This is a genomic window from Melissococcus plutonius ATCC 35311, from assembly GCF_000270185.1.
Taxonomy (GTDB): Bacteria; Bacillota; Bacilli; order Lactobacillales; family Enterococcaceae; genus Melissococcus; species Melissococcus plutonius.
In genome coordinates, this window is sequence record NC_015516.1 from 1,293,520 (window position 1) to 1,308,213 (window position 14,694).

Sequence of the window (14,694 nt, forward strand, 5' to 3'; positions counted from 1 at the left end):
ACTCCTCAATTGTGATAATTTATTTTTTCATTATAAACAATTTTATCAAATCAAATAGGATAATTCCTTAAAAATATATAACACATAAAAAGAATCAATAAAAATATTTCTTCTACTATAACATATCAAATAATGATAATTGATTTTCATCTGGTAAATCTTTTAATACGCCATTATTATTCATATACTCAATCAATGTTTTGGATACTTTTCCCCTATTTGATAAATCTTCCTTCGACAAAAAAGGTTGCTCTTCTCTTGCCTCAACAATTGATTTCGCTACATTTAATCCTAAACTTGGAACAGCACGGAAGGGTGCAATCAATGTATTTCCATCAATGACAAAATTTTCAGCTTCAGAATTGTATAAATCAATCATAGAAAAAGTAAAGCCGCGCTCCAACATTTCATTAGCAATTTCTAATACAGTTAATAAATTTTTTTCTTTTGTGGAAGCTTCCAATCCTTTATCAGTAATTTCCTTCATACGTTCTTTGATTGCTGTCTTACCTTTCACCATTGTTACGAGGTCAAAGTCATCCGCACGAACAGAAAAGTAAGCACAATAATAAAGAATAGGAAAATAAACTTTAAAATAAGCTACCCGTAAAGCCATTAGTACGTAGGCTGCAGCATGAGCTTTTGGAAACATGTATTTTATTTTTGAACAGGAATCAATATACCATTCAGGAACATTATTTTCTTTCATTGCCTTTAAATATGTTTGTCGTAAATCATTAGGAATTTTATTCCATTGGCCTTTACGAACAGTTTCCATAATTTTAAAAGCCATACCATCATCTAATCCAGCATGAATTAAGTAAACCATAATATCATCACGACAGCCGATCACCTCTGCTAAGGTCGTTTCACCTTTACGGATTAATTCCTCAGCATTTCCAAGCCAAACATCTGTACCATGTGACAATCCAGAAATTTGTAACAATTCAGCAAACGTTGAAGGATGTGTCTCTTCTAACATGCCACGTACAAATCTTGTCCCAAATTCAGGAATCCCCAATGTGCCTGTTTTAGAATAGATCTGCTCAGCAGTTACCCCAAGAACTTCAGAACCATCAAAAATGCGCATGACCTCTGGATCATCCGTTGGAATTGTTTTAGGATCAATTCCTGATAAATCTTGTAACATACGAATAACTGTCGGATCATCATGTCCCAAAATATCTAACTTTAAAATATTATCATGAATCGAATGGAAATCAAAATGCGTTGTGCGCCAATCAGAATCTTTATCATCAGCTGGATATTGAATCGGTGTAAAATCATAAACATCCATATAATCAGGAATGACAATAATTCCTCCTGGATGCTGTCCAGTCGTTCTTTTTACCCCAGTCGCTCCTTTAGCTAAACGATCAATTTCTGCTCCTCTAAATTGCAGATCATTATCCCGTTCATACCCTTTTACAAAACCGTAGGCTGTTTTATCAGCAACTGTACCGATTGTTCCAGCCTTATAAACGTAATCTTCTCCAAATAAAACTTTTGTATAATTATGTGCTTCGGCTTGATAATCACCTGAAAAATTCAAATCAATATCAGGTACCTTATCGCCATGAAATCCCAAAAAAGTCTCAAAAGGAATATCATGTCCATCTTTAAACAGTCGTTCACCACACCTTGGACATTCTTTCTCTGGCATATCAAAACCAGAACCATAGGTTCCATCTTCAAAAAATTCTGAATATTGACAGTTCAGGCAATAATAATGAGGGGCTAAAGGATTCACTTCTGTTATTCCAGTCATTGTAGCTACCAAGCTAGAGCCAACTGATCCTCTAGAGCCAACCAAATACCCATCTTCCATACTTTTATGCACCAGTTTTTGTGCGATTAAATAAATCACAGAAAAACCATTGCCAATAATACTATTTAATTCTTTTTTCAATCTCTTCTCAACGATAGGGGGTAAAGGATCTCCATAAAGTTCTTTTGCTCTTGTGTAACTTAAATTTCGAATTTCATCTTCTGAACCTGGAATTTTTGGTGTATATAATTCATCTTTTACCGGAATAATTACATCACAACTATCTGCAATTTTGTTAGAATTTTCAACAATAATTTTTTGAGCGACGTCTTTGCCTAAAAATTGAAACTCTGTCAACATTTCATCCGTTGTTCGAAAATAGACTTCTGGTAATTGATGACGGTTTAGTGGATTAGCACCTCCCATCGAACTAATTAAGATTTTTCGATAAATAGCATCTTCAGGATTTAAGTAATGAACATCTCCCGTAGCTACTACTGGTTTTCCTAATTTATCGCCAATTTTAACCAAATTTGCTATGATTTCTTCTAAATCTTCTTCATTTTTTATGAGTTCTTGTTCAATCAATGGTGCATATACGGGTTTTGGCATGACTTCAATATAATCATAAAATTTTGCTCGACGCTCAGCTTCATCAATTCCTTTTTGCATCATTGCCTCAAAGATTTCGCCACTTGAACAAGCCGATCCAACAATTAAACCTTCTCTTAATTTATTCAATTGCGAACGAGGAATTCTCGGTACCCGATAAAAATAATGAACATTTGACATTGAAATTAATTTGAAAAGGTTTTTCAAACCAGCTTGTGTCTTGGCAATAATCACCGCATGAAAAGGTCGTGCTCGTTTATAGGAATCTCCCTCACCAATGTGCATGTTTAATTCATCGTGATAATTCATCGAGAATTTTTCTTTGGTTTCTTTCAAAAAAATCCAACATAAATGTCCTGTTGCCTCAGAGTCATAAATTGCTCGATGATGCTGTTCTAATCCAACACCAAATTTTTTAGCTAATACATTTAAACGATGACTTTTCAAGGTAGGATATAAATAGCGGGCAAGTTCCAAGGTATCAATTACTGGATTTTCAGCTTCTGGAATCTTATATTTTCGGTAACTTGTGTTTAAAAATCCCATATCAAAAGCAGCGTTGTGAGCAACTAAGATAGTATTCTCTGAAAATTTCTTAAACATATTTAGCACTACTTTTTCAGATTTAGCATCGCTAACCATTTCATTAGTAATACCTGTTAAATGAATCGTTGTTTGGGATAATGGATGACCTGGATTAATAAATTGTTCAAACGTATCAATCACATTTCCTTTGTGCATTTTGACTGCTGATAATTCAATAATCGTATCGTAAACTGCAGATAGTCCGGTTGTTTCAACATCAAATACGACATAAGTAGCATCAAGTAACTCAACGTGTGCTTCATTATATGCGATGGGCACACCATCATCAATAATGTTTGCTTCAACACCATACAAAATTTTCACATTTGCTTTTTGTCCAGCGGCATGTGCTTCTGGAAAGGCTTGTGCACAACTATGGTCAGTGATGGCAATTGCTTTATGTCCCCATTTCCCAGCTTGTACAACCAAATCAGAAATACTATTTGTCGCATCCATGGTGCTCATATTACTATGTAAATGTAATTCAACACGTTTTTCATTCTCTGGTGCATAATCTTTTCTAGATTCATGGGTGACTTCAATTAAATCTTGTGCGTTCATAACTAGATCACGCATAAATGTATCTTCTTGGATACTTCCTCTAACACGTATCCAGCTATTATTCTGAATAGCATCAAAAATTTGTTCATCTTTTTCACTATTTGAAAATTTTTTTACAACAAATGAAGAAGTATAATCAGTAATTTTTAAAATCAAAATTTTTCGTTTTGATCGTAACTCCCGAATTTCTTTATTGAAAATAAATCCTTCAATTGTTACTCGACGTTCCTCTTCAGTGATAGTTTCCATTGCTAAAATAGGTTCATCATTCGGGATAGCACGACCTAATCGAATAGGTCCTTCTAAAGGGGCAACCTGCTTTTGTTCTTTTTTCTTTTGTTCATGTCTTAATAATGACTCTGTTGCCTGTTGTTGAAAAGCTGTTGCTTGTTCTCTCTTTTGTTCTTCAAATTGTGCTAATAACCGCTCTGCTTGCTGTTCATCCATCTCAGGTTCGATTTTGAAGACAGGAAAACCAAAATTTGTATAATTTTTTTCAATAATAGGTAAGTATTGCTCCTTTAAATAAGGAATAACCGCTTCATTATCAACAGGAAAAGTAATTCGACTATTCTTAATTTGAGGAAGTTGTGTTTTCAATGTTTTTGCTACAATAGGAGTATTGTAATCTTGATTTAATAAAGCTAATTGCCAATAATCGATTAATTGTTGTTCTGTAAATTGTTTTTGGTTAGAAGAAATTTTGACAGAAACCGTGGCAATTGATTGGAAAGCAAGCATTAAATGCTGGATAAAAGATTGATATAAATGAACAGGTAAAATTTCTTCAAATTCAAAATTAAATTCCCATAATCTGCTATGTTGATGAACAACTACCTTTTCAATTTTTCCTTGTTGCATGAGCTGATGCCCTTGTTCAGTTTCTTTTAATTGAATTTGTGTAAGTAACTTTGCAAATAGATCTTTTGCTTTTTCTGTCACAAAATGAGCCTCCCTCAAATAAAAAAACTCAGATACGATTACCATTTCTGAGTGCATCACTTGTAAGTAAGTATACTATTTTTTAATGAAAATTACAATGAAACAAGCAATGACTAAGTTGTTCAACCATTTAATTATTCAGACGAAAAATAATTAAAACTTAACCTATAGTAGCAATACAACCAATTGTCTGATTATTAGAATACTATTAAATTTGATTTTAAATATTTGAATAAAAAAGATGCAGAATTTTCTTCTGCATCTTTTTTATTCATTATCTTCAATTCCTTCTGGCTTTAACAAAATAGCCAAAGTACTTTTTAATTCCTCTTTTTTAACTTCTAGCATTTCACCAGTACGTTTGATTTTTATTTCGACAATATCATCTATTGCCTTCTTTCCAACTGTTATTCGAATTGGGCACCCAATTAGGTCAGCTTCAGCAAATTTAACTCCAGCGCGTTCATTCCGGTCATCTACAAGCACTTCATAACCAGCACTTATCATTAATTCTTCAATCTCTTCTGATAATTGTGTTTGTTCATCATCTTTCATATTCATTTGAACAACATGAATATCAAAAGGTGCAATACCAATGGGCCAATTCACTCCCTTATCATCTGCGTTCTGCTCAGCAATAGCTGCAAATAAACGACTAACCCCAATTCCATAACTACCCATTATTATGTATTGTTCTTTGCCATTCTCATCCAAGATAGTTGCATTCATGGATTCACTATAACGAGTGCCTAATTTAAAGATATGGCCAATCTCAATTCCCTTGGTAAAGGATAAAACACCATTTCCATCTGGAGAAGGATCTCCTTCTTGAACAAGACGTAAATCTTCATAGCTAATTGGCACGAAATCACGTTCTGGATTAACATTTACTAAATGATAACCTGTTTGATTTGCACCAGTAATGGTATTGGCTAAATTTTGGATATGTAAATCAGCATAGATTTTCACTTCGTCTGGTAAATTCACTGGTCCAATAGAGCCAAGCTCAGTCCCTAAATAATGTTTAATTTGATCCTCAGTTGCCTCGGTCAAAAAATCTACCTTCAAGAAATTCTTTAGTTTTACTTCATTTACTTTGTGGTCACCTCGGATTAAAACCATAACAGGTTCTTCATCTGCCATAAATAACATAGATTTAATGATTTTTTGTTCATCTACTTCAAAAAATGCAGCCACCTCTTCGACAGATTTAACATTCGGTGTAGCAATCTCTTCAATTTGAAGCTGTGTTTCATGAGACTTTTTAGACACGAATAAACTGGTTGCCATTTCTAAATTAGCCGCATAATCGCCTTCAGTTGAAAAACAGATCGTATCTTCACCAATATCAGAAATAGCCATAAACTCTTTAGAATCCTTACCACCCATAGCTCCACCATCTCCAATAATGGATCTAAAAACTAAACCACAACGCTTAAAAATAGCTGAATAGGCTTTTTCATAGTCATTATAAGTAGTGTCTAGGCTTTCCTCTGTTGCATGAAAAGAATAACCGTCTTTCATAATAAATTCTCTACCGCGTAATAGACCAAAACGTGGCCGTTTTTCATCACGATATTTTGATTGAATCTGATATAAGTTTAAAGGAAGACGTTTATAAGAATTTACGTCATTTCCAATTAATTCTACAAAGGTTTCTTCATGAGTAGGTCCTAGTATATATTGTCGTTCATTTCGATCTTTTAAACGATATAAATCAGGACCATAAGTTTGATATCGGCCAGATTTTTCCCATAACTCTGCAGGCAATATAGCTGGCAACAGCATTTCAATTGCATCGATTTTTTCAAATTCTTCTCGCATAATTTTTTTTAAATTTTCAATTATTCGATTAGCAAGTGGTAAATAGGCATATACTCCAGCAGCAATTTGTCTAATATAGCCTCCTCTTAAAAGAATTTGATGACTTAGGACTTCTGCATCATTTGGTATTTCTCGTAATGTAGGAATAAACATTTTTGACTGTCTCATTCATATTCTCCTTTGTTTTCGCATAGTTATTTGTTTATTATTATTTTTTATCGATTCAAATGACGATTAAAAGAAAAATCGTTGAATATCATTCCAGGTCACTAGGACCATTAATACCATCAGAAAACCAAATCCAACTAATGTTAACATTCCTTCTTTTTCCTGACTTAATGGTTTTCTAAAAATTGCTTCAAAAATATTTAAAATAATTTTTCCGCCATCCAATGCTGGAATAGGTAGCAAATTAACAATTCCTAGATTAATAGACAACATAGCCATCAACCAAATCACTGTACTAAGACCAGTTTTTGCTGCCTTTTCTGATAGTTGAAACATCATGACTGGTCCACCTAATTTATTCAAGCTAAATCCTGTAACTAATGATCCCAATGCTTTAAAAATTTGTGTTGAATTATCAACCGTTTGCTGAATACCACCTAAAAGTTTATCAGAAAAACTAGTCTTCATAGGAGCAGTTATGCCAATTGTACCAACCTTTGTACCATCCATTTTTTTGGTTTCTGGTATCACTGTTAACTTTCTTTGTTTTTCTGTACTTTTTACTACAAAAGTTAATTTTTTATCAGAATTTTTTTGAATGATCGATGTAAGGTCTGTCCAAGTATTTATTTTTTTATGATTGACTGAAAGAATTTCATCATTACTTTTTAGTCCTGCTTTCATTGCCGGACTATTTTCTAAAACCTGACCAATGTGATTTGTATTCGTTACGACTATACCACCCTGCACAAAAACCCATATAGTAAATAGAACAATTGCTAATAAAAAATTATTCATAGGACCAGCAAAATTTGTCAACATTCGCTGCCATAACTTAGCTGACTGAAACTGAACATCAATAGGAGCAATTCGAACTTTTGTGCCATCCGCTTCAATTATTGATGCATCATGCTTTATTGGGTAACATTTTTCTTGTGCACTATCTCCATTAATATTTCCCTTAATATATAATTCTCTCTCTAAATCACTAGCTGTCATCTCAAGAGGAATACTATTGGGTAATTGGATTTTTTTACTTGTATTAATTGTAATGATTTCCTGTTGATCATTTAATTCGATAGAAAGAGGGGTTCCTGGTTGCAATTCAGTATCTTCTTCTCCCATGCCCGCCATTCTTACGTATCCACCGATAGGAAGAATACGAATAGTATAGGCTGTTCCATCTTTCCCTTGATGTTCAAAAATTTTTGGACCCATACCAATGGAAAATTCTCGAACCAAAATTCCTGAACGTTTTGCAAAAAAGAAATGTCCAAATTCATGAACTAAAACAAGTACACCGAAGACAATAATAAACGTTAAAATTGTTTTCATCGAATTCCTTCTTTCTTTATAAACCTTGAATAACCAATGATAAATTTTCACATTTATACAATGAATAAGATCATTTCATTCATTTATTTAATTTCATTGAAAACATAAGTGAGTGATTCATAGAGTTTCTAATCGTTTTATCAATAAAAGATGAATGCTACCCTTTAATCAAAGGTAATCTAAAAGATAAATATCATTTTTGTCCAACTATAAAATAACACAATTGGAATTTTTAGCCATTCATTTTTCCATAAACAGATACCCAACATCATTTTATCAAGAATGAAGGGTGTTTAGAATAAAAATTAAACAAATTAAAAACGATTGAACTTTTTACATAAAACAATTTCTATTTTATCATAATTTTTATCAAATGACCAATGAATCTATATAACTTGCATTAAATATTTAAGTAAAATTTTTTTAATTTATAACTTTATTTTTTTTCATAAAAAATAAAAAGAATAACTTTTTGTTTAAATAATAAATTAATACTTATCATTTAAATCAATCAAAAAGAGTATAATTATTTTCAATAATAATATAAATCATTTAAACTATCTTTTCTACATGAAAAATTGAAATAAAAAATTTCTCAAAAGTTAGATTTTTATTCTAACTTTTAAGAAACAAAAATTAACTATAACAAAAATGATCATATATCTATTAAAAAATACCAAGTAAATGCATAATTGGAAAAACAAATAATAAACTGTCAAATCTATCCAGGATACCACCATGTCCAGGTAAAATATTGCCAGAATCTTTTACGCCATAATGACGCTTAATCGAGGATTCTACTAAATCCCCAAATTGCCCTATAATTGAAAACATACCAGTTAGTATCAGCATTACAGGTAAAGAATAGGGATAAACGATCTGCCTTGATGTAATCAGAATAAAAATAAAGGCAATAACGATTGCTGATCCCACACCTCCAATTGCACCCTCGATTGTTTTATTTGGCGATACAGCTGGCAACAATTTTTTTTTACCATATTTTCTACCAATCATATATGCACCTATATCTGTTGCCCAAACAACAAATAAACCATATAGTAAAATTATCAAACTAGCATCACGTGCATTGACAAAACTTTGAAATCCCATTCCAATATATAAACTAACAAGTACAGGAAAACCCGCTTCATCAATTGTATAATGATTTTTGGAAATCACAGAAATTCCTAAAATCAACATAACAATCAAATAAAAAAGAATAAAATTATTTGGTTGATTTGGTAAGAGGAAGGATAAGTAATATGTTGGGACAACTAGAAAAATTGCTCCAATAATCGATAATATTCCTTCCAAACTTGTTATACCAAGCTGATGCATTTTGAACATTTCATAAACACCTACACTCGCAAGTATAGCACCTGCTAATGCTATCAAAAATCCACCATAGATAATGATCGGTATAAAAATAATTAATGCTACAATTGCAGTTATTACTCGTTGTCTCACTCGTTTTTCTCTCCTTTATTTATTTCTTTAGGCCACCGAAACGACGACTCCGATTTTGAAATGAGGCAATTGCTGTTTCTAATAATTTATCATTAAAATCTGGCCATAAAGCATCGGTAAAAAATAATTCACTATAAGCTATTTGCCATAAAAGAAAATTACTGATGCGCTCTTCTCCACTTGTACGAATCAATAATTCTGGATCTCTCAAATTTGCTGGTAGGAAACGTGTCATCAAATTATCAGAAATTAATGCCTCATCAATTTCATCAATGGATAACAATTTATTTTCAATTTTTTCACCAATTTCTTTAACAGCTGTTACAATCTCTCCCCTACCTCCATAGTTCAAAGCAAAGTTTAAAATCATGCCAGTATTATTTTTAGTCTGTTCAATTGCCTGTTCTACGGCTTTTTGTGTATGTTTAGGTAGAAATTCCTTGTAGCCCATTACATGCACCTGAACATTTTCCTTGATCAATTCTGGTACAAATGTATCAAAAAAATCCACGGGAAGTTGCATTAAAAAATTTACTTCTTCTGTTGGACGTTTCCAATTCTCTGTAGAAAAAGCATATAATGTCAACACCTTAATACCTAGGTGATTTGCATGTTTTGTAATCTTTTTGACAGTGTTCATTCCTTCTTTATGACCGGCAATTCTTGGTAATCGTCTATTTTGTGCCCAGCGACCGTTACCATCCATAATGATTGCTATATGTTTAGGAATATCGCCATCTTGATCAAAAGTAAAGGAGCTTTCTTTTTGAATATATTTATTTTTTTGCGGAAAAAAACGTAGCATTTTTCCTCCTCCAATCCATTATATCTAGTCTATTATAGCAGTATCTGTAGAAAAAACCTATGCTAAATAGCATTTTTTCTAAATTATCAAATGGGTAAGTAAATGAATGAAAAAATTTTATTGGTATCTTATTAAGGTATTTCCCTAAAACATCGTTTAAAAAATAATTATCAAGCAAAAAAGCGATATAAAAATAAAAAATTTTTATATCGCTTTTTTGCTTGATAAAGATATCTTTCGTTTTTAACTTAATTTATACTTCTAGAATTTCTGCTTCTTTTTCTGAGGCAATATTATCAAGGTTCTTAATACTATTGTCAGTTAATTGTTGCACATCTTTTTCAGAAGTATGCAATTCATCTTCAGTAATATCTCCATTTTTGTTTTGTTTTTTTAAAGTATCCATTGTGTCTCTACGGATATTTCGAACAGCAATTTTAGCATTTTCTGCTTCTTTTTTGACTTCTTTTGCTAATTCTTTTCTACGTTCTTCTGTCAGTTGCGGAATAACTAAACGAATAATATTTCCATCACTTGTTGGACTAATACCTATATCGCTCGCTTGGATTGCTCGTTCGATATCCTTAATGGAATTTTTGTCAAATGGTGTAATCATTAAGATTCGTGCTTCCGGAATGCTAATTGTTGCCAATTGGTTTACCGGTGTCATTACGCCATAGTATTCAACTTGTATACGATCCAATAAACTAGCATTTGCTCGTCCAGCACGAATTTGTCCCAATTCACGTTGTAAATTCTGTTCTGCTTTTTTCATTCGTTCTGTTGTTTCTTTTAATAATTGATCTGTCATTCATTTTCCTCCTTAATTTAATTTATATTAAATTATCTTACTGTCGTACCGATATTTTCTCCCAAGCAGGCACGACGAATATTTCCAGGTTCATTCAAATTAAATACTACCAATGGAATATTGTTGTCCATACTTAATGAACTAGCAGTTGAATCCATTACTTGGAGTCCCTTAGAAATGACATCCAAATGGGTTAATTCATCATATTTTACAGCTGTCATGTCCACTTTTGGATCAGCAGAATAGATACCATCAACATTATTTTTTGCCATTAAAATAACATCAGCGTCTATCTCGGCAGCTCTGAGGGCGGCAGTAGTATCTGTTGAGAAATAAGGATTACCTGTTCCAGCAGCAAAAATAACCATACGTCCTTTTTCTAAATGACGTTCTGCCTTACGCCTAATATAAGGCTCTGCAATTTGACGCATATCAATTGAAGTTTGAACACGAGTTGGAACTCCTAAAGCTTCTAATCTGTCTTGTAGTGCTAATGCATTCATTACGGTAGCAAGCATCCCCATATAATCTGCCTGAGCACGTTCCATTCCCATCTGTGCACCAATTTGTCCACGCCAAATATTTCCACCACCAACAACGATTGCCATCTCAATACCTAGTTCGAATACATCTTTAATTTCTGCAACAATGTCTTTAATTACAGGAGGTTTGATACCGAAGCCATCCTCTCCAGCCAATGCTTCACCGCTTAACTTTAATATAACACGTTGATATTTTGGTTTAACCATCTAAAGTCCCTCCAATTTTTCTAAAAACATTTTATCATAAGTTGCTTTTTCTGCCACCTATTTAATAAAATTTCATTATTTACTCGTCTAATTCATGATACTGATTCGCCTAATAATAGAAATCAATCATTTTCAAAAAAAAGGAGCGCAATAATTATGCGTTCCTACCTGTTAGTTTAACAGTTTTATTTTTTCACTTGACTCATTACTTCATCTACAAAGTTATCTTCTCTTTTTTCAATTCCTTCACCAACTTCGTAACGAATAAATGATTTTACTGTTGCATCTTTAGAAGCAACATATTTTTTGACAGTTATATCTGGGTCTTTTACAAATGGTTGATCTACCAAGGTAATTTCGGCTTTAAATTTATTTAAACGACCAATAACCATTTTATCAACAATATTTGCTGGTTTTCCTTCATTCAATGCTTGTTCAGTTAACACTGCTTTTTCATGTTCCAATTCTTCATTAGGAATTTGTGATTCATCGACATAACGAGGATTAATAGCAGCAACATGCATTGCAATATCTTTTGCCATTGATTCATCAGTTGTTCCTTCTAAAACGCTTAATACAGCAATTCGTCCACCCATATGTAGGTAGGCACCGAAGGCTGCATTATCTGTTTTTTCAACAACCTCGAACCGACGGAAACTGATTTTTTCACCAATCACAGTCGTTGCTTCAATGATTTCAGATTCAATCGTTCCTTTATCTGTTTTAATGGCCATAGCTTCTTCTAAAGTTTGTGGTTTATTTTTTGCAACCGATTCAGCAATTGTTTTTACAAGTTCTTGAAACATATCATTTTTAGAAACAAAATCTGTTTCTGAATTCACTTCAACGATTGCTGCTGTATTTCCATTAACAGCAACGTTTGCTAAGCCTTCTGCAGCTACACGATCATTCTTCTTAGATGCTTTAGCCATACCTTTTTCACGTAAAAAATCAACGGCTTGCTCCATATCACCATTTACTTCGACTAATGCTTTTTTGGCATCCATCATACCAACGCCAGTCATATCACGCAATTCTTTCACCATTTTAGCTGTAATATCTGCCATGTTTATTCCTCCCTGGATAATATGATATCGTCTATCTAGTTTTTAAAAAAGCTATTTCAAAAAAAATTAGGCTGTGATCACTCATTCAGCTTTGATTTGAAATAGCTTAGGTTCATTCATTATTTATTCAGCAGTTTTATTTGCAGTGTCTTCATTTTCTGCTGCTTGATCGGCAACTTGTTCAATCGATGTTGGCTCAGAAGCTTCGTCAGTAAATACTTCTTCAACTGCTTGATCTTCTCCTTGATTTCCTTCGATAAATGCATCAGCCATCTTAGCAGTAAGTAATTTTACTGCACGAATCGCATCATCATTAGAAGGAATAACAACATCAATTTCATCTGGATCACAATTTGTGTCTACCATTGCAACGATAGGAATATTTAATTTTTGTGCTTCCTGAACAGCAATTCTTTCTTTTCTTGGATCAACAACATACATTACATCTGGAATTCTAGGCATATCTGCAATCCCACCTAAGAATTTTTCTAAACGTTCACGCTCTTTATTCAAACCAACAACTTCTTTTTTAGGTAACACGTCAAATGTACCATCTTCTTCCATTGTATTGATTTGTTTTAAACGAGCAATACGTTTTTGAATTGTATCCCAGTTTGTTAATGTTCCACCTAACCAACGATGGTTAACATAGTATTGTCCAGCACGAATTGCTTCATCTTTAATTGCTTCCTGTGCTTGTTTTTTAGTCCCAACAAATAACGCAACTCCGCCATCTTCAGCAACATTTTTCATGTAATCGTAAGCAGCATCCACCAATTTTACAGTCTTTTGTAAATCGATAATATAAATGCCATTTCTTTCTGTGAAGATATATTTCTTCATTTTAGGATTCCAGCGGCGCGTTTGATGACCAAAATGCACACCGGCTTCTAACAATTGTTTCATTGAAATTACTGCCATGTTTTTTTCCTCCAATTTGGTTTTTATTTATTCCTCTCTAGTTCTCTCTTTTATAAAGAACTGCATTACACAGCACCGCTTTATAAATCAAACTAGATGTGAATTTATGTCGTCAAAATAATTCAACGTACCCTTCATAGTATACAGCACTGCAAAGTAGAAATCAATATTTTTATCAATTCTATTAGATCGATTCTGTAAGATAGACAGCTACCCAAAAATTATTACTAAAAATCAGCCTTTTTTTATCTGCTCAAAATGAAAAATTAAAATGCCAGCAGCAACCGCCACATTTAATGATTCTGAAGCTCCCTTCATTGGAATATGAATCACTTGATCTACTTGTGTTAATAAGGACTGATTAATTCCTTGCCCTTCATTTCCAACCATTAATCCATAAGTATGAGGTACTTTTACCTGCGTATAAGCCACTGATCGTTGGGTAACTTCTGTTCCAAAAACTGGAATTTCTTTTTCTTGAAATTGAGAGAGGACAGCTGGTAAAGATGCATGCAGGATAGATAAATGATAATTGCTTCCTTGCATGGATCGTAGGGTTTTTGTACTATATATATCGGCAGTTCCCTCACCTAAAATAACTCCCGCTAATCCGGCTGCATCAGCCGTACGAATCATTGTTCCGACATTTCCTGGGTCTTGGATATTATCTAGTAATAACCAGCCACCGTCTACCATAATATCTTTTATTTCTCTCTCTTCCTGCATAGCTATAATGGCTAAAATTCCTTGCGGTGTTGGCAACTTTGATAAATAATGCATGACTTCCTCACTCACTATAATGATCTGAGAAAAATCCTTATCCAATAACCATTCTTCCCATTCCATTTTTCCTTTTGATGTTAATAAAATAGATTCAATTGATTGATTTGTATTTATAGCTTCCTCAACTAAATGAAAACCTTCAACAATATATTTTTTTTGATCTTGACGATATTTTTTTTGTTGAAGTTTTCTCCACTCTTTAATTAGGATGTTTTTTGTAGATAAGATTTCTTTCATTTTCACACCTCTCCGTTATTATAACATGAAAAAAATAAAGCAATGTTTGAAACTTGCAG

General features: G+C 32.9%; 10 protein-coding genes. All 10 read right to left on the reverse strand.

Translation table 11 applies throughout. The annotated features are described in order from the left end of the window. Window positions 1–115: 115 nt before the first annotated feature. Window positions 116–4,468 (reverse strand): PolC-type DNA polymerase III, encoded by a 4,353-nt coding sequence (locus tag MPTP_RS05455; RefSeq protein WP_013774102.1) that lies wholly within the window; start codon window positions 4,466–4,468, stop codon window positions 116–118. Window positions 4,469–4,735: 267 nt separating this feature from the next. Then, window positions 4,736–6,460, reverse strand: a complete 1,725-nt coding sequence (locus tag MPTP_RS05460) for a proline--tRNA ligase (RefSeq protein WP_013774103.1) — start codon at window positions 6,458–6,460, stop codon at window positions 4,736–4,738. Window positions 6,461–6,526: 66 nt separating this feature from the next. After that, on the reverse strand, window positions 6,527–7,795 hold the full coding sequence (gene rseP / locus MPTP_RS05465; protein ID WP_013774104.1) for an RIP metalloprotease RseP: 1,269 nt from the start codon (window positions 7,793–7,795) through the stop codon (window positions 6,527–6,529). A 666-nt stretch (window positions 7,796–8,461) separates the two neighbouring features. Further along, on the reverse strand, window positions 8,462–9,262 hold the full coding sequence (locus MPTP_RS05470) for a phosphatidate cytidylyltransferase (RefSeq protein WP_013774105.1): 801 nt from the start codon (window positions 9,260–9,262) through the stop codon (window positions 8,462–8,464). Between the two features lie 19 nt (window positions 9,263–9,281). Further along, window positions 9,282–10,067, reverse strand: a complete 786-nt coding sequence (locus MPTP_RS05475) for an isoprenyl transferase (protein WP_013774106.1) — start codon at window positions 10,065–10,067, stop codon at window positions 9,282–9,284. Window positions 10,068–10,320: 253 nt separating this feature from the next. Next, the gene (frr, locus tag MPTP_RS05480) at window positions 10,321–10,878 is read right to left on the reverse strand and encodes a ribosome recycling factor (RefSeq protein WP_013774107.1); all 558 of its coding nucleotides are present in this window, start codon (window positions 10,876–10,878) and stop codon (window positions 10,321–10,323) included. A 32-nt stretch (window positions 10,879–10,910) separates the two neighbouring features. After that, window positions 10,911–11,627, reverse strand: coding sequence for a UMP kinase (gene pyrH, locus MPTP_RS05485; RefSeq protein ID WP_013774108.1), 717 nt, complete (start codon window positions 11,625–11,627; stop codon window positions 10,911–10,913). Window positions 11,628–11,812: 185 nt separating this feature from the next. Next, the gene (tsf, locus tag MPTP_RS05490; RefSeq protein WP_013774109.1) at window positions 11,813–12,694 is read right to left on the reverse strand and encodes a translation elongation factor Ts; all 882 of its coding nucleotides are present in this window, start codon (window positions 12,692–12,694) and stop codon (window positions 11,813–11,815) included. A gap of 123 nt (window positions 12,695–12,817) precedes the next feature. Beyond that, window positions 12,818–13,615 (reverse strand): 30S ribosomal protein S2, encoded by a 798-nt coding sequence (gene rpsB / locus MPTP_RS05495; RefSeq protein ID WP_013774110.1) that lies wholly within the window; start codon window positions 13,613–13,615, stop codon window positions 12,818–12,820. Between the two features lie 234 nt (window positions 13,616–13,849). Next, window positions 13,850–14,635 (reverse strand): TrmH family RNA methyltransferase, encoded by a 786-nt coding sequence (locus MPTP_RS05500; RefSeq protein WP_013774111.1) that lies wholly within the window; start codon window positions 14,633–14,635, stop codon window positions 13,850–13,852. Window positions 14,636–14,694: the final 59 nt, after the last annotated feature.